Source organism: Paenibacillus sp. OK060, assembly GCF_900101205.1.
GTDB lineage: Bacteria > Bacillota > Bacilli > Paenibacillales > Paenibacillaceae > Paenibacillus > Paenibacillus marchantiae.
Genome location: NZ_FNFR01000009.1, coordinates 106,989 through 128,423 on the forward strand (window position 1 = coordinate 106,989; position 21,435 = coordinate 128,423).

Here is a 21,435-nt window from a genome sequence, read left to right on the forward strand (position 1 = left end):
TTTCATATGTCTGTCTTCCGGGACTTTTTTGTCCCTGTCTATAGCTCCATGAATGCCACTCCGCAGCCCTATACGGTGAAGCGCAGGCCAAATGGCTGCGCTTCGGGCATTCTGATGCTTCTTTTATTATACGGCCACTCTATCTATGTGGCGGCCTGTACAAACTTACTTAAGCTTTTACTGCACCCAATGTCATACCACCTACAAAATACTTTTGCAGGAATGGATACACAATCAGGATTGGAACCGTAACAACGATCGTGATCGCCATTTTGATGGATTCCGGTGAAATCTGTGTCATCTGCTGTGCCATGTCATTGGCGTTACGTCCGGCTCCCGAGCCTTGCTGTGTACTTTGCAGTACTTTCATCAGCTCGTACTGGAGCGTGGTCAGATGCGCCTTCGAACCATTATACAGGTACGTATCGAACCAAGCATTCCACTGGCCTACAGCCAGGAACAACGCGATGGTTGCAAGTACCGGTTTACAGAGCGGCAAAATGATTTTGTAATAGATCTTAAAGTCATTCGCACCATCCAACTTGGCTGATTCCTGCAATGCATACGGCAGACCATCAATGAAGGAACGGATAATGAACACGTTAAACGCACTGATCATACCTGGCAATACATATACCCAGAATGTACCGATCAGGTTCAGGTCACGCATCAGGATGTACACCGGAATCAGACCACCGGAGAAATACATCGTGAGTGCAAGTGCAGTAGAAACAAACTTTCTCAACTTAAAGTCAGGACGACTCAGTGTAAATGCGATCATTGAGGAACTGATCAAACCGAGTACGGTACCTACAATTGTACGTAGAATGGATACCTGCAAACCTTGCAGCAATCCATCGTATTGGAAAATCGTTTTGTAGTTTTGCAATGTGAAATCACGAGGCCACAAGTAAATTCCACCACGTACGGTATCTGTCGAGTTATTGAGTGAGATAGCCAGTACGTTCAGGAATGGATACAGTGTTACAATTAGCACCAGGGTCATCGCGAGGATGTTGAATATATCGAACAGCTTATCGCCCCGAGTAGCATTGAATGCTTTGTTCGCCATAATGTCGTCCCCTCCCTACATGATGCTTTCTTTGGTGAATTTTTTGAACAATCCGTTCGCTGTAAACAGAAGGATGATACTGACAACGGAGTTGAATATGCCTATGGCTGTACCATACGAGAATCGTCCCATATTCAAACCATAGTTGAGCGCGTATAGATCAAGCACTTCCGAGTAGTCTAGCACTAGACTGTTTTGCAGCAAAAATTGCTTTTCAAAACCGATACTGATCAGATGACCGATGGACATGATGAACAGTACAGAGATCGTAGTCCGAATGCCTGGCAACGTGATATGCCACATTTGTCTCCAGCGGTTCGCTCCGTCTACACGGGAAGCTTCATAAAGCTCCTGGTCAATACCGGTAATGGCCGCCAGATAGATGATCGCATTCCAGCCGGTTTCCTTCCACATATCTGAAGCGGTTACAATGTACCAGAACAGGTTCCCCTTAGCCATGAATTGGATCGGCTGATCGATAATGTTTAGGTTTACCAAAAGGTCATTGATAATCCCGCCATCGGTGGAGAGCATCTTGGTAATAATCCCTGCCACTACGACCCAGGATACAAAGTGAGGCAGATATGATACCGTTTGCACGGCGCGCTTGAAGAACATGCCTTTCATCTCATTCAAGAGAATCGCAAAGAAAATCGGCACGATAAAACCGATAACCAGTCCCATCAAGCTCATTGCAAGCGTATTTCGAAGTACCAGATAGAAGCGATCATCGCTGAATAGCTCTGCAAAGTGTTTAAAACCAACCCACTGTTGATCACCGAACGATCTGGCCGGTTTATAGTTTTGGAAAGCCATCGTCCATCCCCATAGTGGCAGATAGTTAAATACAAAAACCCAAGCTACGAATGGCAATGACATGAGATAGAGATACTTTTGCTGTTTCATACTGTCCCAAACTCTGTTCCGCCGTTTTTGTGTTGGCGGATTGGGGTCACTGCTTTTTTTCGCGGAAGCGGATTTTTCTGTTAGCGTTTCCATCTCCGTTCCCCCTCCTCTGATTTATAAAATAATCATACCTGATAGAGCGTTTTCAAAATACCATCTGGATTTTAGAGAAAATCATATGAAAATTAGATATCCCCTTATAAAATCCGATATTATATCTATAAAATTAGTGATAATGACGCTATCTATTAATAATTATTAAAATTAAAAGGGAATTTAATCTGAAATCGGTAATGATCGAAAACGTTTTATAGAAATCGTTTACTTCATGTAAAACTAAAAAGAAAAAGGACCTCCAGGGTCCTTCAAATAGACTATTAGTTCGAAAACGTTTTTCACCTAATCAGGAGAAATACCAAACTCCAGAAGTACCATCCTCTGAAACATGGGCTACTCCCGTTCTGGCTCTCCTGAAGAATCTTTGGGCTGTGATCTAGCAAGCTCTCTAGCATGTTTGTATGCGGAAGGCGATTCCCCTACATACTTCTTGAATTTGCCGTGGAAGTAATCCACGTTGGCATACCCCACCCTCGCGGCAACCTGGTGCACCTTTAAGCCTTCATCGAGCAGTTCCTTCGCTTTCTCCATTCGGACCTTATCGAGAAATGCATTGAAATATTCTCCGGTATGATTTTTGAACAGCTTGCCCAGATAACTGCTATTGTAGTTAAATACCTCAGCGAGTACCTCCAGCTTGAGATTTTCGCCGGGATTACGACGGATAAATTCAATCATCTGTTTCAGTACCGTATCCTTGCTTCCTCCACCCATGCGCTGAATAAGCCGGTTCAGGTGTTGAGCAGCCATTACTTTGAGATCCAGTAACGTTAATTGATGGTAGACCTCCGTAATTAGAACGGAATGCTCCTGCATAATAGATTGCATATGCTGATTCGTTGCTGCAAGTTTGTTAATAGCCAATGAAAACACTTGGGAGAACGCCGTCTTAATCGCCTGTTCTGTCTGATGATGGGGGATCAGACGTTCCTCGATTTCGGTCAGCACACGCATCACGGACTCGCTACTCCGAATGTCGAGCGCATAATACAGCTTGTCCGCCAATTCTGCTTCATCCGGTTCACCACTAACTTCATCCAGCGCAATAACCGGCCCAGAAGCACTTTTGCTCTTCTCGCCTTCGTTCCATAACATAATACGTTGTTCCGCGAACAGGAAACGTCCGCCCAATACGCCGTTGGCCTGATTATAGGAATGTGCGATGTCTGCTGTGGAGTTTACAGGTTGACCTGCTGCCGCGTACATGTGAATATTCCACTCTCCCAGCAGCCCTTCCAACTCATCATATAAACTCTGGGCAGATTGGATAGTCAAAATAGGCTCTTTACATAACAGTCCCAGTCCGGAATGGAACGAAAACACAATGCCCCGATCTTTCTGGTCAAAAGCTTCCGCCAGTCTGCGTTTCACTACACTACCACGCTGTAAATCAGGTTCGGCATGCATCTCCAGCAGCACAACCTGATACTGCGACCAATTCAATCCTAGAGCATTTGCTTCCATCGTTTCTGTACCTTCCAGGCTATCAAAAAGCAATGCTTCAATCTGGTGCTCCCGGTAGGCTGTATCCTCACCAGCATGGCGGGCCAGTGTCAGACGCTCCCTTGTTAGCATCACAGAGATCCGCTCCAGCTCACTAATAATCTCCTCTTCATCCACCGGCTTGAGCAGATACCCATCTACGCCAAAACTGATGGCTTTCTTGGCATAATCAAAATCCGCGTACCCACTCAGGATCAGAAAGTGCGACCCCGGATGGTGCTGCCGCACTTCTTCAATCACATCCAGTCCGGTCATGCCGGGCATGCGAATATCGATGATTGTCAGGTCCGGTTCCAGCTCTTCGAAGCGGGTGATGGCCTCACGCCCGCTGGCAGCTGTACCAATCACCTGAAAGCCGTATTTTTCCCAATCAATGATCGTTGTCAGTCCTTCACGTATGCTCGGTTCATCATCTACCAATAACACTTTATACATGCTGGTCTCCTCCTACTGGCAAGGTGAAAGAAACCTCTGTTCCTTCCCCGTACACACTCTTAATCTGTAATCCGTATGGCTCACCGTAGGTCAACGTTAAACGTTGATGTACGTTACGCATGCCAATCCGGCTCTTCTCCTGTTCTTCCGGTCCACAGATGAACTGCATCACTTCAGCCAGACGCTCCGGCGTAATGCCTGCCCCATCATCATCGACACGCACCTGAACGACATCCTCCACCAAACGAATATTTATATTCACACGGACCGTGCCCTCTTTATTTTCCAAACCATGCACAATCGCATTCTCAACCAGAGGCTGAATGATCAAAGGAGGAATGTACATCTTCTCCACCTCCGGATCGATATGGATCTGGAAAGCAAGCCGGTCGCCGTAACGGAATTTCTGAATTTCCAGATAAGAACGTACCATCTCCAGTTCGGCTCTGAACGTCGTTTTGCCGCTGCCAATCTCAAGACTCTTGCGCATCAGTTTGCCTAGCAGCCTGACAATATTGGCAATCTCCGCCTCGCCTTTGATATGGGCTTTCATGCGGATCGACTCCAGTGCATTAAACAAAAAATGAGGATTGATCTGGCTGGCCATCATTTTCAGTTTAATCTCTTTCTGTGCGATTTCCAATTGATTGTTCTGTTCCGTTGCCTCCACTACCTGAGTCATCAGTTCATTAATGCTCTTCACCATGTAATTGAACTGCCTCGACAGTTGCCCAATCTCATCATTCCCGTCAATGCGGGAGGTGACGTTCAGATCACCCAGTGCGAGCTTATTCAGATGTTTGCTAAGGCGTAACAATCGGTTCGATGTGAGAAATGAAATGATATATACAAGCAACAATGCAATGACCAGCACAAGCGTAATGAAGAGCATACCGATCATGCTAATGGTATTGGCGTCTTTGACAATATTTTTGGTGGCAAAAACCGAAATGATCTTCAGGCTGTTCATGCTCGATCCAGGGCGCAGCTCATCAATGACAATATTGGATGGCTCCCCCCGAAAATCTGCTTCAATTGTGCCTTTGGTCTGATTTTGTAGATCTACACCAAAATCAAGCTCGTCCAGCGTCTTGCCCACTAGTTCGGTATTTTTGGCCGCAACCACATAACCCTGTTCGTCCGTAATCAACGTCTCGAACGGTTCCTGACGTAATAATCCATTCAGCTCATCCTGATTGATTACAATCATCAGCACACCCTCGGTCCGATATTCGGCAAAAGGCACTTTGCGCACCAGACTTAGCTTGTGCACCGGATTATCTCCCTTGTCAGGAATATAAAACCAGCCGATGCTCGTCGTTTTCAGTGCCTTCTGGTACCAGTAGCTCTCCTCGGTCTGCTTGTCCACAGGAATGAACTCCAGATTGTTGATCAGCGTCGGATTGGTGGAGTAAAACCGGATGCCCGCAACCTCACGGTACAGACGCTTATATTCCTGAAAATCTTTATAAGCGAGGTAAGCCGAGGTCAGTTCCACAACGCTTTGGTATCGTTTGTTCACAATTTCCTTCAGTTCATTGTTGAACATCAGAATGTTGGAAATATCCGTAGGCACACGCAGTAGTGTGATGGTCTGACTCTTGACCTTGTCTACGTTGTTGATCGTCTGTCCAATGGCATTGTCCAGCGCCTGCTTGCGAAAGTATCCGGTTACAGCAAGTCCAATAATTAGTACCGGAATCATGACGACAAGTACATAGGATATGAGCAATTTATGCTTTAATTTAAGATTGTTGGATGTTCTTATGAGCCTTTTAAACATATCTGCACCTTCCGTCGCTTATAAGCGCTTACATATAAAGGTCAGTACATATTACGCCTGCCCTTCCAATTCATCATACCACATAACAGCAAAAGCCCTGCAAGAGGGCTTCAAAAAAAGGCTGTATGCTGAGTGAAAAACAAACATGAAGTTTGTATAACTATTTCTAATGTAGGAAGTAAAACAGATGGCTTAGCGGCTGCGTGCTGAGCGGAAACCGTGTCCTTTGGCACGCAGCGCAACAACCAGAGCTACAAGTGATAGGAACAGGATGGCCCAGGTAAAGGACGAGGCTCCCCATTGATTCAGAAGCACACCTCCCGCTAATCCACCAATAGCAATAGCGAGATTCCAAACGGTCGTATTAATTGGCATAACGATATCCACACCCTGCTCCCCGGCAGCTTGGGCAAGGGCGGTCTGCAACAGTGTAGCCGCACCGCCAAAAGTTAGACCCCAGAGCGCAACTGAACTAAATACAACGGCAGCGTGCTCACTCCAAAGACCCAATACCAGAGAGATCAGGGCAAAGCCCGCAAGACTGATGAGAACCAGCATACGCAACCAACGATCAATAAGAATACCTGTAATCCAGATGCCCACCAATGCCATCAGGCCAAATTCAAGTAACATAAGTCCAACCTTTGATTCCAGACCGACATCGGCGAGGAAAGGGGCAATATAGGTGTACAAAATATTATGAGCAAGCATCCAGGCCAGAACGACAGCCAGAATGGGAATTACGCCAGGAGTCAGCAGCACCTTTATTGAAGAAATGCGCTGATCAGCAGACTGCCCCGGATAATCGGGTACTTTCCAGAGCACCCAGAAGATCAATACAAACGCCAGCAGCGACATCAGCCAGAATACCGAGCGCCAGCCCATAAAGGAACCGAGCAATGTACCTGCAGGAACACCGAATGATAAGGCAATCGGTGTACCAATCATCGCAACAGCCATGCCCCTGCCTTTGAGATGATCAGGCACCATCCGTAGTGCATAGCTACCAATCAAGCCCCAGGAGACACCGGCTGCAACACCGGCAAAAAACCGAGCGACAAGGGTCAGTACATAGTTTGAAGAGAGGGCTGTAATCGTGTTGAAGACCAGAAAACCGATAATCGCTAGAAGTAAAAGCGGACGGCGTCGCCAGCCCCTTGTCAGCACGGCCACAGGTATGGCGGCAATCAGAGAACCTACTGCATAAAAGGTGACAAGCTGCCCTGCCCCTGCCTCAGAGACCTGCAGCCCTTCCTTGATTTGCGGCAGCAACCCCGCGGGAAGAGTTTCAGTCATAATAGCTATAAAACCAGCCATCGCCAAGGCCAGTAGCCCCAACCATGGGAAACGTTGAGAAGATTTATCGGACATCTGTGCAGCTCCTTTTTAGATAATATAGGACATAGAACTCGAATTATGGATCGATCATTCTTTATATTATCCACCCTCTCCTACCTTGTCAACGACTTTTGGATCGATTAGTATATAATTAAGAAAAACGAGGGGGAATCTCTAATGGCAAGAACCGGACGTCCGCGCATTTTTGATCGGGATGAAGCCCTGTTGCAGGCAATGATGCTCTTTTGGGAACAAGGATTTGAAGCCACCTCATTGCTTCAACTTCGAGCGGTCATGGGGGATATTTCAGCAGCCAGCTTCTATGCAGCCTTTGAATCCAAAGAAGCTCTTTATAAAGAAGCGGTAGAACGATATATGGGTTCATTTGGACGCGTTACGGAAAGCTTCTCAGATCTTACGCTATCTCCAAGAGAAGCGATTGAAACAACTTTAAGAAGTACCGCCAAAATGCAAACAGACAGCGCACATCCATCTGGCTGTTTAATTGTGCTGTCAGCCAGCACATGTTCTTCCAAAAACAATCATATCCGTGACATAACCGCCGAGAAAAGAAAGCTGACTCGCAACCGCCTGCAGGCTTGCATCCAGCGCGCTGTGGAAATCGGCCAACTGCCTGCCTCCACGAATGTGGCAATGCTGACCACCGTATTTGATACTTTTATGCAAGGTATCTCTACACAAGCCCGGGACGGTATCCCTTTTGCAACGCTTGATCAGGCTATCACCGAAATTATGGGTGTCTGGGACCTTGCTCAACATCCAGCGTGACCTTACTTCCTAATGGTCGAAATGTTAGAACAATCAAAAAGGCACTCCCATGATTGGAAGTGCCTCTTCATTGTATACTTTAACCATGTCCGTCCCGTTATGGACGGGGTGTGTCTACCCCATTCAGAATCAGCATGGGATGAATATCAGCGCTAAGCGAAGCGGAAACTGCACAATACTTCTCTTCAGCCATTTGGATGGCTTTCCAGATCCGGTAATCCGGGATATCGCCGTCCACCTTGAAGATCAGGTCAATGGAAGTAAATCCTTTTGGCATACCTTCACTACGTGTACCCTGTGCTTCAATCTCAATGCCAGTAATTTTGTCCAGGAAAGCGTCCAGAATCATCGTGATATCGATCCCCATACAACCTCCGAGACCTGCCAGTAACAATTCCATGGGTGTAGCACCCTTGCTGTCACCACCATAGGCTGCTGTGGCATCCATGCCAACCGCGTAGCCAGAGGGTCCTTCGGAAGTAAATGCGCGTTTGCCTTTCCATACCGTTGTTACATTCATGATGTTTATCCTTCTTTCTTAGAATTCAGTAATTTGCTGCAAAAATCTTCGTGTCCGCTCCTGGGTCGGGTGTTCAAAAAAGGCCTGTGGACTCGCTTCTTCCACAATTGATCCATCCGCCATAAAGACGATTTTGTTAGCCACATTCCGGGCGAACTTCAACTCATGCGTAACGACCAGCATCGTCATGCCTTCCTGTGCCAACTCCTTCATAACGGAGAGCACTTCTCCCACCAGTTCGGGATCAAGGGCTGAGGTAGGCTCGTCAAACAGCATCACCTCAGGCTCCATGGCAAGTGCGCGGGCAATCGCTACGCGCTGCTGCTGTCCACCAGACAAACGGGATGGATATGCATCCTGCTTGTCCGACAGACCGACCCGATCCAGCAGAATCCGGCCACGTTCGGCCGCTTCGTCCCGCTTGATTTTTTTCACAGTCACGAGCCCTTCCATCACATTGCCAAGCACCGTCTTGTGCGGATACAGATTGAACTGCTGGAATACCATGCCTGTCTGCCGACGGATTTCAAGTACCCGTGCCCGCTGGATTCGCTGCGAGTCTGAACTGTCTACCACTACACCATTCACTTCAATCTTGCCGCCAGAGAGCTCTTCCAGACCGTTCAGACAGCGCAGAAGCGTACTTTTGCCCGATCCACTGGGTCCCAGCAGAACAACAATATCTTTCGCATCGACATGCAGATCTATATTTGTGAGAACTTCATTTTTTCCAAAACGTTTGGTCAATCCTGTTGTTGTAATCACCGGTTCTCCCCTCCTATCAGTAAGCCCGGGCAAGCCGGCGCTCCACTTGTTCCAGAATGGCCGAGAAGCCGATACTCATAATCCAATAGATCACGCCAATCGCCAGATAAAACGGCATATTCACCGCATATTGTGATACAAGCAATTGTGCTGACCGCAATAACTCGGTAACACCGATCGCCGCCACAAGTGATGTTTCCTTCAGCATGCCAATAAAGGTGTTACCCATCGGCGGGATGGCAATGCGCACAGCCTGCGGGAAGATAATCCGTCTCATCGCTTGAGCCGGGGTCATCCCCGTTGCGTATGCAGCTTCCGTCTGCCCTTTTGGTACCGCCTGAATGGCTCCGCGAAACGTCTCCGACAGAAATGCACCCGCATTCAGACTAAGCCCGAGACAGGCTGCGGTGAGCGAGCCCAAGGTTACGCCATAATCGACCAGCCCATAATAAATAACGAATAATTGCACCAACAGCGGGGTTCCCCGCATGATGGATACGTAGAAACGGGCGATCATTCTAAGCCACATCGGTCCTTTCAGACGCGCGATAGCGACGAGCAACCCGATGATAAAAGCAAAAAACATTGAAATCACAGTTACATACAGCGTGTAATATGCCCCCTTCAGAAAGAAGGGGATATTCTCAAATACCAATTCCATGGATCAAACTTCCCTTCGCCCTGCCGGTTCATTATTGCGCAGGCTCTTCACCGAACCATTTTTTGAAGATGGTATTGTACGTACCGTCATCCTTCATGCCTTTCAGTGCATCATTCAGTGCTGCTACGAGTTCCGGATTGTCTTTGCGCACAGCAATACCTGCCTGGTCACTCTTAATCGGTTCACCTACGGCTTTGATTTTCAGTCCGTTGGCATCCACAATGGGTTTCAGCGCATACATGTTGTTGATTGTGGCATCAATCCGTCCAGCATTCAGGTCTTTGAGTGAAGAGATAACATCGTCATAGGTTTTAATCGTGAAGTCGCCAACTTTCGGCAGCACTTCATTACGCAGATACGTTTCATCATTCGTACCCAGACCTACCCCAATCGTTTTTCCTTTGAAATCTTCCAACTTGGTAATGTCATTATTATCACTTTTCACAATGATTTTGACTTGGTTCGTAATATACGGATCACTGAAATCCAGTACTTTCTTCCGATCATCGGTAATCGTCATCTGGCTGATGATGGCATCCAGCTTTTTGGCTTGCAGACTTGGTGTCAGGCCGGAGAACTCCTGAGATACAAATTCCACCTTAACCCCAAGACGCTTCGCAACCTCACGTGCGATATCTGCATCGTAGCCGTCCATTTCTTTCTTATCGTTCAGGAAGTTGTATGGAGCGTACGTGCCCATCATTCCCACTTTGATGACGCCAGCAGACTTGATCTGCTCCAGTTCATTGTTCGCCTGTGCTCCATTGCTGCTTCCATTGTCCGTAGTTTTACTGCCACAAGCGCTGAGTACCAGCACGGTCATTAGCAGCAGGGCTGTTAAAGTCCAGCCTTTGCGAGATTTCATTCCATATGTTTTATTCATGTCATTAACTTCCTCTCATCCATGTAGTCATGTCTTGTTGAAACTTCTGTTTCCTGTCTTCCTAAACTGCAGTTGTACCCATTATTCCCTGCTGCTGGCTTAATCATGTGAATATTTAATCCAGTTGTTGAAAATAAAGCTCCAGGGCCAGCACACTTTTATGTGCCGAGCAGTCCGTAAAACTCAAAGCTTGCCGCCTCCGCAGCCAGCGTCGTTGCTGACATTGATGAGAACTCGCTGTGCAACTCCTTCGAACCAAACAGCCAGCGCGTAATCATGCCTTCAATCATGCTAACCAGCAGCGCAGCGCGAAGCGGTACATCCATGGATTCCGGCAGCATGCCCAGCTCAATGGCCCGTTGCATGTTGTGGCGAAATGCTTGTTCCACTGCATTACGTGTCTCCTCGACCAGACGGCGTACTGAATCCTCGGACACGATGCCTTTAAGCAACAACTCCATAAAATAACGATTGTCCGCTGCAAAGGAGAATAAGTCGGTAAACAGCCGTTCAGAAGCTCTCACCATATCCTCAACCGATCCGGCATCCTTGCGGTAGCCTTGTCCGATCGCTTCAAGCAGCTTCTCCCTGCCGGTCAGTACAATTTCCGACGCAATGGCCTCCTTACTTTTAAAGTGCCAGTAAAAAGTGCCTTGCGCGACGCCGGCTTCCCGGACAATATCGGAAATTTTCGTCTGATGGTAGCCCTGGGTCGCAAAACGCTCCATCGCTATGCGTATAATTTGGTCCCGGCGTTCTTCTCCGGGTTCCAAATGATTGTTTTTAGACATTTGCCTATCCTCCCGATTGATCAGTCAGTCAGTTAATGTATATCCTATTGGATAACTAGGTTTTTGTCAATATGGTTTTAAACAATTCATTACGAGCATAAGTTGAAGTTGGGCGCATTTGTGATCATAATAGATGATAGCCTTGTTCTAATGAGCAGGCATTGTCACGCAGGACAGCCTATAAGCTGTCATCTGCATTTCAAGGAGGAAGAGAATTGGACTTTATATCATCGATTATTATGGGCATCATCGAAGGTTTGACTGAGTTTTTGCCCGTGTCCTCAACCGGACACATGATTCTGACTGCCCACTTGCTGGGATTATCGGAGGACAACGAGTCAGTCAAAACGTTTGAGGTGGTTGTGCAACTCGGAGCTGTACTAGCTGTCGTTGTGCTGTACTGGAACAAATTCATTGATATGTTCCGCTTCACCGGAGGCAAAAGGAGCTACACCTCCCGCCTGAACCTCATACATATCTTTTTGGCGATGGTTCCTGCCGTAGTCATTGGACTTGTATTCCGGGACTGGATCAAGGCGCATCTGTTTGGAGCACAAACGGTGCTGTACAGTCTTGTTATTGGTGGTATTCTGATGATTATCGCTGAACGTTGGAGCCACCGCAGCGAGCGCATTACAACCCATGATGTAGACGATATTACGTATAAACAGGCATTTGTAGTGGGTCTTTTTCAAATTCTCGCATTATGGCCAGGCTTCTCCCGTTCCGGTTCGACGATCTCCGGTGGACTGTTCGCAGGGGTAAGCCGAGTTGCCGCAGCAGAATTTACATTCCTGGTCTCTGTGCCGATTATGATTGGAGCCACAGGATATGATCTATACAAAAGTATCGATCATCTGAATACCAGCGATTTCCCGATCTTCGCGATTGGATTCATTGCCGCATTTATCGTAGCCATGCTTGCCATTAAGACGTTCCTGTCTATTTTGAAAAAACTGAGTCTGACCGTCTTTGCAGTGTATCGCTTCGTGCTGGCAGCCGTATTCTTTATCATTTTAATGATGTAACCCTATCTTCAAGTCATGTAACAAAAAAGCCAATGGCGACCTGTTCCTTTCGGAACCAGGTTGCCATTTTTAATTTCACACAACCTTTTCAACAAGCGGATTTTCATTTCGGCCTTTACACCCCTCCCCCACAGCAAAAACACCCCCTATCAGCGATAGGAGGCGTTTCATATAACTACTGCGAACTAAACGAACTGATTATGGTTATACCTTGGACTCCAAAGTTTGCAGGTACTCCGAGATTTGAGCAGGCGTTTTTGCCCATTTGCTGTGCAGATGTGCAATTTTCTTGCCGTTCTGGAATACGAGCAGGCTTGGAATGCCGCGTACACCGTTCTCTTCAGCAAACGGCAGGAACTCTTCTGCATCGAGGGCATAGAAGGTTTTATCCGCATGCTGGTCGATAACGTCCCCGATAAAGCGATCCAGGTTTTTGCAATCCGGACACCAGGTTGTATCAAATTTAATGACGGTCATTCCGTCAGAATTAATTGTATCGCGATATTGTTGTTCACTTTGAATTCTTTCCATATGTCTTCTCTCCCTTATTTGATTCTTTATGGTTGACCTTCATTGTACCTCGTATAGTTACAATTGAAAATAGGCTGCCAACGTTTAACGGTGCTGCTTGTAGAGATTGGCGGGACTCAGCTCCCGTATTTCGTTAATCTCCGCAGCCGTAAGTGGTGCAGATTCCGAAGCAGCGATATTATGCAACAACTGCTCTCTCGAACTGGCACCTGGCACGACAGCGGCAACAGCCGGATGCGCCAAAGCATAACGAATGGCCGTTTGAGCCATGCTGCGATTGTCTGTAACCAAACGGCCCAGGCCTTCTCGTATGATGTGCAACTCCTCAGGAGTATAATCCAAATAACCCTTATCTGCCTTGGCAGCACCAGAATCAGCGAGAACCCCACTTGCCACAGGTCCACGAGCGATAACGCTAATGCCCTTTTGCTCCAATAAAGGCAATACTTCCTCTTCGGCCCGGCGATCCGCAACGCTGTATTGGTTCATCACGCTGACAATGGAAGCTCTCTGCACATATTCACGAATCACGTTAGGCCGGATGGAGGATATGCCGTAATACCGGATAAGACCTTCCTGCTTCAGTTCCTCAAAGGCTTCGATCGTCTCTTCAATTGGATCATCCAGAGTGCCACCATGCAGTTGATACAGATCGATATAATCTGTCTGCAACCGTTTCAGGCTGTCTCGTACAGCCTGTTTTATATAGGCTTTAGACGGGTCCCATGACCAGCCTTCTTTTCCCGGTATGCGACGATTACCAACCTTGGTTGCCACAATGACTTGCTCCCGGCGTCCCTGGATAGCCTGGCCCACGATTTCTTCGTTTAATCCTGCATCATACAGGTCAGCGGTATCCAGAAGATTAACGCCACGATCCAATGCTTCATGAATCAAGACTACGGCAGGTTTCACTTCAGTTCCAAGCGACATGCAGCCTAACCCAATTTCACCAACCATGAGTTCGGATGAACCCAGACGATTTTTCTTCATATGTTGTACATCCCCTTCCATACGTTCTGCAAGTTTACATTGTATCATTCTTGCTGGCAAAAATCGCATATGACATATGAACGCACACAAAAACCCGGGACCGTACCAGCTCCGGGCTTCTCATACTAATTGATTCTATGCCAAAATCTATTTTAAATCACACGTGAACCTTTTTTGCTTCCATAAGACGGTTTTGAAGATGGACTAGAGTTTTTCATCAGTCCTGATACCGTACTGAACAGCTTATCCCTTGCTTCTTTATTCCTCATCAAATAAGTCACGCCTGCTCCAATGGCTGTTACAATAATTCCACTTTTTTTAGACATATGTTGTTCCTCCTTCAGGATTAATGTACATCGTCTCTTGCTTCAGATTACCCTGTGGGAGAAAAACGAAACGTCAGATGCGATGCCTTAAATTAGAGAATGGCCTATTACAGCGTAAAAAAGATGGCCCCTGAAAATGAAAATTCAGGAGCCATCTTCTAACATGATGTATAAGTCGAGATCATTGTTACTACTGTATAACCTGCTTAGTCATAACAATCGTCCTGTCAATCGGACGGTGGTGCGACATGAGTCATTTCCTCATGTTTGTAGGTGGAACCATCCGCAGTAAGGTAGAAATGCCCGATCGGATGCAGATCTTCATCCAGTTCATAGACCAGTGGAATGCCTGTCGGGATATTAAGCGCCATTACGTCCGCTTCGGACATTTGGTCCAGATGCATGACGAGTGAACGGAGCGTATTGCCGTGCGCGGAGATGAGTACCCTTTTGCCCGCTGACACTACCGGTTTGATCTCTGCATTCCAATACTCCAGCACCCGCTTCGATGTATCCATCAAATTCTCGGTACGAGGGATGGTGCAGCCCAGCCGTTGATACTTGTCCTGGTCCTGAACATACCGCTCATCAGTTTCGTCCAGTGCTGGGGGAGATACGCTAACGGAGCGTCTCCACTCCTTCACCTGATCCTCACCGTACTTCAGCGCAGTCTGCTGTTTATTCAGTCCTTGCAGTGCACCATAGTGACGTTCGTTCAGTTTCCACGTCTTCGTGATCGGAATCCACATCCGGTCCATCTCATCAAGTGCAATATCCAGTGTTCGAATGGAGCGTTTGAGGACTGAAGCATAAGCGTAGTCAAAATCAAAACCCTGTTCTTTCAGGATCTTTCCCGCTTTACGCGCTTCTCCGTATCCATCGGTCGTCAGATCCACATCCGTCCAACCGGTAAAACGGTTCTCCACGTTCCACATACTCTGTCCATGGCGAATCAATACGACTCTGTACATAAGCGTGAATCCTCCTTCCATGAAACCATTACCCGCAAGGCGAGCCGGATATGCCCATGATATGTGAAATTATTAATAGTACGGTGCCATCATCAGATATACAACTACACCCGTGGAACTAACATACAGCCAGATTGGCATCGTCCAGCGAGCAATTTTACGGTGTTTCTTCAATTGATTCGTCCAACCCCATACCAGAGTGAACAGAGCCAGCGGCACAATAATGGCTGCCAGGATGCTGTGTGTGATCAGAATGAAGAAATAGATGGAACGAATGATGCCTTCCCCGCCGTATTTGGACGTTTCCGGAGACAAATAGTGGAACGACAGATACGTAACGAGAAATAAAAGGGTCGTTGAAAATGCAGCAAGGATGAAACGTTTGTGCAATTTCACATTCCGCTTGATAATGGCAATCAGGGCCGCAAGCAGGAAGATAAAGGTGAAGCTGTTGAACACGGCGTTAAACCGCGGCAACACTGTAATGTCAAAGGCTACATCGCCTTTGTATCCGATCGACGGTGCAAAGAACAACAATAAAATAATGACATTGGCGATAATGGAAATGGTAATAATGAGACCTGCAAAATTTTTATTACTGGTCGGGGCAATCTGATTGGATTGAATGTTCGGGTCCCCTTTGTCCTGTTTGCCCAATGAAAAATCCTCCTCATATCCTAACTTCTATGTTCTATCTCATTATATCTTGCCATTTCTCGACTGTTAAGTGACAACACTCTGAACAAAAAGCCTCGTCAGATACCTTTAAAGTGCCCCCTTCAGGCCATTTTCATTAAAAGCCCACCATCACTGGTTTACCCCACCCTGTATTCATGGTATAATTAATGTAATTAATCACATACGCGTTGAACTGGAGGAGCCTGTCACCAAGGGCCCTCCTTGTCTTTTTTTAAGGCATAAAGCGGCACGCTTGACATACGCCGTTTTATGCCTTTTTCTGTTTTAAGGCTGGAATGATCTTCCCTTGGGCTGGTTACCCTATAAACGCTATTACTGGAAGGGAGAACAACTATGGAATTTATTTTGGTACTTGCACTCATTCTTATTTTCACCAAGTTGGCTGGAGATTTGTCGGTAAGACTCGGTCAACCATCGGTATTGGGCAAATTGATCGTCGGTGTTATTCTTGGACCTGCCCTGCTCGGCTGGGTACAACCGGATGATTTCATCCACTATATGTCCGAAATTGGGGTATTACTGCTCATGTTCATTGCTGGACTCGAAACGGATCTGGAGCAATTGAAGAAAAATTGGAAGGCAGCCTTTGCGGTTGCCGTGGGTGGTATCATTTTACCATTCATCGGAGGTTATGGAGCTGCCGCTGCGTTCGGCATGTCGCAGACACACGCTTTGTTCTTTGGACTTCTGTTCTGTGCCACTTCGGTCAGCATCTCAGTTCAAACGTTAAAAGACATGAATCAGCTCAGCTCTCGTGAGGGTACAACAATTCTTGGAGCCGCTGTCGTCGATGATGTACTGGTTGTTGTCATCCTCGCTGTCATGATGAGTTTGCTCGGAACAGGGGCAACCGATACTTCAATCCCTCTGCTCATTGGCAAGAAGCTGTTATTCTTTGTTGTCATTATCGCTGCCAGCTGGTTCCTTGTTCCACGCATTATGAAGTGGATGGCACCGCTGAAGGTCACGGAGACCGTTATTACAGCCGGATTAATCATCTGTTTTGGCTTTTCGTACTTTGCAGAATGGATGGGTGTTGCAGGCATTATAGGGGCTTTTGCGGCAGGTATCGCCATCTCTCAAACGAACTTCAAACATGAGGTCGAAACGAAACTTGAACCGATCGCGTACGGGATTTTTGTTCCGGTATTCTTTGTAAGCATCGGTTTGAACGTGACTTTTGACGGCGTGGGTTCACAGATCTGGTTCATTATCGTCATCAGTCTCATCGCCATTGTAACCAAGCTGCTGGGCGGAGGAGCAGGTGCGCGTTTGACCGGATTTGATCGCTCATCCTCCCTCGCCATCGGTGCAGGCATGATTTCCCGAGGGGAAGTTGCTCTCATTATTGCTTCCACTGGACTTGCTTCCGGATTACTCGACCCTGAGTACTTCACCAGTGTGGTCATCATGGTTATCGTTACAACCCTGGTTACGCCACCTTTACTCAAAATCACCTTTGCACGCAAAAAAGGGGAGCCACAGGTTGAAAAAGGCATTGAGGAATCCCATTTGAATGGGTGAAGCCAAATTTATTTCTGCTCACCGTGCATATTGCGGTGGGCTTTTCATTTTTCAAGGGAGTTTATTAACACAAACAAAAAAAGACCACTCCATTAACAAGAGGTCTTTATCCTCGCCAGTTCATAACAGGCTGTCCCATTTTAAGTTAACACACCTACATAAAAGCCGATCGATATAAACACAACACACCATATAAATGCCCCAATGCTGGAGAAAAGGACGTATCGTCCGATAGCCATACGGCTGATCCCGGAGAAGCAGCACATCAGATGACGAATGCCTGGAATGAAGTAGCCCAGTATGATGGACCAGTACCCGTATTTCAAAAACCAGGACTCCACCCTGCCCAGCCGTTTGGCGTTGACTCCGACCCATTTACCATACTTCTCAACCAGTGGCCGCCCGGCCTTCTTGCCAATCGTGTAACTCAGAAGTCCTCCAGTAAACGCCCCACCAAAACTGACAACAATGGACACCGAATAATTCAGCACCGAGATGGAGGCGAGATAACCGACAAAGGTCATCATCACCTCATCCGGAATAGGCATGCCAATCACGCCAAGAGCCAGCAGTCCGTAAATTGCGAAATAACCATATTGACCAATAAATTCTCTTGCAAATTCCATACTGACTCGCTCCTTATTTCGGTTCCACAATATCCTTCTCATGGGGGGCTAGCACTTGTTTTAGAGACGGGAATCGGATTTGGCTAACCATTAGACCGGATAATACGATAATGACAAGATAGGCTACACCATGAGTAAAATAAGGACTCCAGAGCGCGAAAAAGGACATAAGACCGCCTGCAAACGTAATCGGCATGCCAACAAAACCATGGCTTGCTGTCTTCTGGCAATTGTAACGGGCAAGACGCAATGCACCACAAACCGGGAATAATGCTGTCAGCACCATACCCAGTGCACTTACCTCATTCATGGAGTTCAAATACAGGATCAACACGGGTGCGGTCCCGAACGAAACAACATCAGCCAATGAATCCAACGCTTTGCCGAATTCCCCCTCGCAATGCAGCTTGCGGGCTGCAAACCCGTCAAACAGATCAAAGAACATGGCTACCCAGATCATCGTCACGGCCAGCGCAAACTCACCATGAATAGCCATAATGACAGCTAGCATGCCTGAAGTTAAGTTGCCCAACGTTAGAATGGACGGTAAAGATTTCATAGACTTGACTCCCCTTCGTACTAAGCATTAGGAAAAATAATATAAAAACGGACTCCGTCCGGCGTGTTTTCCACGCCATAACTGCATCCATGCAAATCGAGAATCTGCTTCGCGATGGCCAGTCCAAGCCCGGTCCCCCCCATTTTGCGATTACGCGAGCGTTCCACGCGGTAGAATCTTTCCCAGATGTACTGCCGCTCCGCTTCCGAAATCTGCTCACCCTGATTCTCGATGGAGATTCGAACCTGCCCTTCCGGCCTGCTGATCTCAATCATAATATCGGTCTTAGGAACGGCATGACGTATAGCATTCATCATCATATTGTAGAAGACTTGCTCCAACTTGCTGCGGTCTCCCTCAACGGTCTGCTCTGTGGTGGAGACCAGTACAACCTCCAGTTCCTTTTCCTTCAGTTGTGGACCCAGACGTCCGGCAATATCTTCAATCATATCTCCAAGAGCCACTGCATCGGTGTTCAGCTTAATCGCTTGGGATTCCAACCGTACCAGATCCAGCATCTCTTCGACCATCGTTTCCATTTTGACCGCTTCATCGGCAATGATCTCGATGTAACGCTCACGTTTGCTCTCACTGACTCCATCTTTCAACCCTTCGGAGTACCCTTTGATAATGCTGATAGGCGTTTTGAGCTCATGGGATGCATCGGCAAAAAACTCCCGTTGACGCTGTTCAATCCGCTGCTTCATCTCCATATCGGTACGCATCTGACTGTTCGCCTGCCTTAGTTCTTCCAAAGTCTGACCCAATGTCGTCGACAGCGCGTTGAGACTGTTGGACAGACTGCCAATCTCGTCATTGCGGCGGATGGGCGATTTCACCGTGAAATCCAGGGTGGACATCTTTTTGGCAACATGGTTCAGGGCAAGTAATGGCTTGGTGACAATTCGGGACAGAAGCAGTGAAAGGAACACAATCAGCACAAATGCAGCAATACCAAAATACGCATAAAATAGTTGTGTAGCTTCACTCGCCTCCCTCATCTCCTGCAGGGACGTCAGGGAAAAAATGAGCTGTTGCTGGGGTCCCGAGCTGTGCACCGGAGCAATGGTAAGCACATTTCGTACACCACTCCAGCTATCGGTCCATTCCTCATTAATCATTTTTCCGTTGGCGAGACTGAGCTGATCTTCCGTAGACAGTGGGAAGCGGCTATCCAGCGCCTGCACGAGCAGACCCTGTCTCTGGCTCCATGTCCCCAGGTTGGGAAGAACAACGTCCTTCAATGTTCCTGACCATTCTTCTACCGGCTCTGTTAACTCCTGAAAATCTTCCGTTCCACTGACCACGGAGCTCTGATCCTTTATCCTGAGTGGATAAACCATAGGATCATTCATTCCACTTGCTGAGCCTGTAACGGTCAATTGCTGACCATACTTCAAGTGTGAAGCAAGCCATCCTGCGTTCTCGCTGTTGATAAACAACGACAGCGATATATTTACCTGCTTGCCATCCTCTTGCAGAAGCACGATGTGAAATGGGTCATTGACCAGCTTACCTGTATTCGTCAGGATGACTAGATGCGACTGATTCTGCCGCATGAACTTCCCGGTTTCCTTGGCCAGCTGCACATCGTTCCAATGTCCCGTGGAATATTGTTGTTCAAATTTCGTCAATTTTTTCTTAATGCTGCTGATCTTCTGATGCTGGTAAAAGTCCGGGAACCAGACGAGTTGGGCAATCACCGTTGTTCCATATAGAAGAAGCAGAAACCCGGCCATGACCAGAAACAGTTTCATCGTTACACCGTTACGTCTCATGCCTCGGCCTCGAATCGATAACCCGTACCGATAACGGTTCGGATACACTTGGCTTCATCCCCAAGTTTGCTGCGAAGCTTTTTGATATGGGTATCCACCACACGCGAATCGCCCTCAAAATCATATCCCCATACCCGATTAAGTATGGCATCACGGGACAGTACAATTCCCTGATTGCGAGTTAAATACAGCAGCAGGTCATATTCTTTGGGAGCAAGCTCCACTTCGATTCCATCCTTCTCAAGCCGCCGCGCCCAGGGATCAATTGTCGCACATCCAAACCGGATCACACTCTGCTCCTTGCTAACGGCACCCTCTACTCGCTTCATTAATGTCTCTGCACGTGCCACCAGTACACGAGGACTGAATGGCTTCGTAACATAATCATCCACGCCGAGCTGGAAGCCATGAATCTTGTCATCATCTTCGGATCGGGCAGTCAGCATTATAATAGGTACGGTCGACTGGGAACGAATATGCCCACAGAGGGTCCATCCATCCATTTCCGGCATCAGCACATCTAGAATGACTAGATCGACTTCATGCAGTGCCAGCAATTCCAGCGCCTCTACCCCATGTTCTGCTTCAATAACGTTCCATTGTTCTTTTATGAAATAATCGGCCACAATCTCACGAATGCGGCTTTCGTCTTCCACCAGAAGCACTGTTCTGACCATGGCCGACTCTCCTTTTAGCATTCTGTTGTTAACATAACGATTCCGTGTGTCGTCCGTGTGTCCAGCCATGTTCTGGAATGAACTCCATCTTATATACGATTAATATATACCAAAAGTTACTAAATCTCATACGTTTTTGCACAAAAAAGAAGCCGTCAAC

The 21,435-nt window shown here is 47.2% G+C and carries 22 protein-coding genes; 3 read left to right on the top strand and 19 right to left on the bottom strand.

Going from position 1 to position 21,435, the window contains the following annotated elements; translation table 11 throughout:
* Window positions 1–169 precede the first annotated feature (169 nt).
* The 5 genes from BLS14_RS27230 to BLS14_RS27250 all read right to left on the bottom strand — a co-directional run bounded on the left by BLS14_RS27230 (window position 170) and on the right by BLS14_RS27250 (window position 7,187).
* Entirely contained in the window at window positions 170–1,072 is a 903-nt protein-coding gene (locus BLS14_RS27230; protein ID WP_063566553.1) for a carbohydrate ABC transporter permease, read from the bottom strand.
* A gap of 15 nt (window positions 1,073–1,087) precedes the next feature.
* Window positions 1,088–2,071, bottom strand: a complete 984-nt coding sequence (locus BLS14_RS27235) for an ABC transporter permease (RefSeq protein ID WP_063566552.1) — start codon at window positions 2,069–2,071, stop codon at window positions 1,088–1,090.
* Window positions 2,072–2,428: 357 nt separating this feature from the next.
* Complete coding sequence (locus BLS14_RS27240) at window positions 2,429–4,033, bottom strand: response regulator transcription factor (RefSeq protein WP_090954792.1); 1,605 nt, start codon at window positions 4,031–4,033, stop codon at window positions 2,429–2,431.
* Window positions 4,026–5,816 carry a sensor histidine kinase gene (locus BLS14_RS27245; RefSeq protein ID WP_063566550.1) on the bottom strand — a complete coding sequence of 597 codons (1,791 nt, stop codon included), beginning with the start codon at window positions 5,814–5,816 and terminating at the stop codon, window positions 4,026–4,028. The genes BLS14_RS27240 and BLS14_RS27245 overlap by 8 nt, the downstream gene beginning before the upstream one ends.
* A gap of 192 nt (window positions 5,817–6,008) precedes the next feature.
* Complete coding sequence (locus tag BLS14_RS27250; RefSeq protein ID WP_090954794.1) at window positions 6,009–7,187, bottom strand: MFS transporter; 1,179 nt, start codon at window positions 7,185–7,187, stop codon at window positions 6,009–6,011.
* A 144-nt stretch (window positions 7,188–7,331) separates the two neighbouring features.
* Between BLS14_RS27250 and BLS14_RS27255 the strand changes: the two genes are divergently transcribed.
* Window positions 7,332–7,943 (top strand): TetR/AcrR family transcriptional regulator, encoded by a 612-nt coding sequence (locus BLS14_RS27255; RefSeq protein ID WP_090954796.1) that lies wholly within the window; start codon window positions 7,332–7,334, stop codon window positions 7,941–7,943.
* A 97-nt stretch (window positions 7,944–8,040) separates the two neighbouring features.
* On the opposite strand, the gene BLS14_RS27260 is transcribed toward BLS14_RS27255, so the two are convergent.
* From BLS14_RS27260 to BLS14_RS27280, 5 genes are all read right to left on the bottom strand, one after another.
* The gene (locus BLS14_RS27260; RefSeq protein ID WP_090954798.1) at window positions 8,041–8,463 is read right to left on the bottom strand and encodes an OsmC family protein; all 423 of its coding nucleotides are present in this window, start codon (window positions 8,461–8,463) and stop codon (window positions 8,041–8,043) included.
* 18 nt (window positions 8,464–8,481) lie between these two features.
* A complete protein-coding gene (locus tag BLS14_RS27265) occupies window positions 8,482–9,228 on the bottom strand; it encodes an amino acid ABC transporter ATP-binding protein (RefSeq protein WP_063566547.1) in 747 nt (248 codons plus the stop codon).
* 16 nt (window positions 9,229–9,244) lie between these two features.
* Entirely contained in the window at window positions 9,245–9,889 is a 645-nt protein-coding gene (locus BLS14_RS27270; protein ID WP_064640624.1) for an amino acid ABC transporter permease, read from the bottom strand.
* Between the two features lie 31 nt (window positions 9,890–9,920).
* Window positions 9,921–10,754 (bottom strand): substrate-binding periplasmic protein, encoded by an 834-nt coding sequence (locus tag BLS14_RS27275; protein WP_090954869.1) that lies wholly within the window; start codon window positions 10,752–10,754, stop codon window positions 9,921–9,923.
* A 176-nt stretch (window positions 10,755–10,930) separates the two neighbouring features.
* Entirely contained in the window at window positions 10,931–11,563 is a 633-nt protein-coding gene (locus BLS14_RS27280; protein WP_090954800.1) for a TetR/AcrR family transcriptional regulator, read from the bottom strand.
* A 239-nt stretch (window positions 11,564–11,802) separates the two neighbouring features.
* On the opposite strand from BLS14_RS27280, the gene BLS14_RS27285 reads away from it, so the two are divergent.
* Window positions 11,803–12,591 (top strand): undecaprenyl-diphosphate phosphatase, encoded by a 789-nt coding sequence (locus BLS14_RS27285; protein ID WP_063566628.1) that lies wholly within the window; start codon window positions 11,803–11,805, stop codon window positions 12,589–12,591.
* Window positions 12,592–12,795: 204 nt separating this feature from the next.
* On the opposite strand, the gene BLS14_RS27290 is transcribed toward BLS14_RS27285, so the two are convergent.
* The 5 genes from BLS14_RS27290 to BLS14_RS27305 all read right to left on the bottom strand — a co-directional run bounded on the left by BLS14_RS27290 (window position 12,796) and on the right by BLS14_RS27305 (window position 16,069).
* Window positions 12,796–13,122: a thioredoxin family protein gene (locus BLS14_RS27290; RefSeq protein ID WP_063566544.1), complete on the bottom strand. Its 327-nt coding sequence runs from the start codon at window positions 13,120–13,122 to the stop codon at window positions 12,796–12,798.
* Between the two features lie 84 nt (window positions 13,123–13,206).
* Window positions 13,207–14,115, bottom strand: coding sequence for an aldo/keto reductase (locus tag BLS14_RS27295; protein WP_090954802.1), 909 nt, complete (start codon window positions 14,113–14,115; stop codon window positions 13,207–13,209).
* A 152-nt stretch (window positions 14,116–14,267) separates the two neighbouring features.
* Entirely contained in the window at window positions 14,268–14,441 is a 174-nt protein-coding gene (locus tag BLS14_RS32790) for a hypothetical protein (protein ID WP_161490622.1), read from the bottom strand.
* Window positions 14,442–14,668: 227 nt separating this feature from the next.
* Complete coding sequence (gene gpmA / locus BLS14_RS27300) at window positions 14,669–15,412, bottom strand: 2,3-diphosphoglycerate-dependent phosphoglycerate mutase (RefSeq protein ID WP_090954804.1); 744 nt, start codon at window positions 15,410–15,412, stop codon at window positions 14,669–14,671.
* 72 nt (window positions 15,413–15,484) lie between these two features.
* Window positions 15,485–16,069: a DUF420 domain-containing protein gene (locus BLS14_RS27305; protein ID WP_170867957.1), complete on the bottom strand. Its 585-nt coding sequence runs from the start codon at window positions 16,067–16,069 to the stop codon at window positions 15,485–15,487.
* 375 nt (window positions 16,070–16,444) lie between these two features.
* Here BLS14_RS27305 and BLS14_RS27310 point away from each other — a divergent pair, with 375 nt between their 5' ends.
* Window positions 16,445–17,635 (top strand): cation:proton antiporter, encoded by a 1,191-nt coding sequence (locus BLS14_RS27310; protein ID WP_063566541.1) that lies wholly within the window; start codon window positions 16,445–16,447, stop codon window positions 17,633–17,635.
* A 140-nt stretch (window positions 17,636–17,775) separates the two neighbouring features.
* Here the strand turns inward: BLS14_RS27310 and BLS14_RS27315 are convergent, their stop codons facing one another.
* Genes BLS14_RS27315 through BLS14_RS27330 form a run of 4 tightly spaced genes read right to left on the bottom strand, consistent with a single transcriptional unit; the run spans window position 17,776 to window position 21,275 of the window.
* Window positions 17,776–18,261 carry a DedA family protein gene (locus BLS14_RS27315; RefSeq protein WP_063566540.1) on the bottom strand — a complete coding sequence of 162 codons (486 nt, stop codon included), beginning with the start codon at window positions 18,259–18,261 and terminating at the stop codon, window positions 17,776–17,778.
* A 13-nt stretch (window positions 18,262–18,274) separates the two neighbouring features.
* Window positions 18,275–18,820: a CDP-diacylglycerol--serine O-phosphatidyltransferase gene (pssA, locus tag BLS14_RS27320; RefSeq protein WP_090954806.1), complete on the bottom strand. Its 546-nt coding sequence runs from the start codon at window positions 18,818–18,820 to the stop codon at window positions 18,275–18,277.
* 20 nt (window positions 18,821–18,840) lie between these two features.
* Window positions 18,841–20,646 carry a sensor histidine kinase gene (locus BLS14_RS27325; protein ID WP_143038168.1) on the bottom strand — a complete coding sequence of 602 codons (1,806 nt, stop codon included), beginning with the start codon at window positions 20,644–20,646 and terminating at the stop codon, window positions 18,841–18,843.
* Window positions 20,595–21,275, bottom strand: a complete 681-nt coding sequence (locus tag BLS14_RS27330) for a response regulator transcription factor (protein ID WP_064640631.1) — start codon at window positions 21,273–21,275, stop codon at window positions 20,595–20,597. The genes BLS14_RS27325 and BLS14_RS27330 overlap by 52 nt, the downstream gene beginning before the upstream one ends.
* Between the last annotated feature and the right edge of the window lie 160 nt (window positions 21,276–21,435).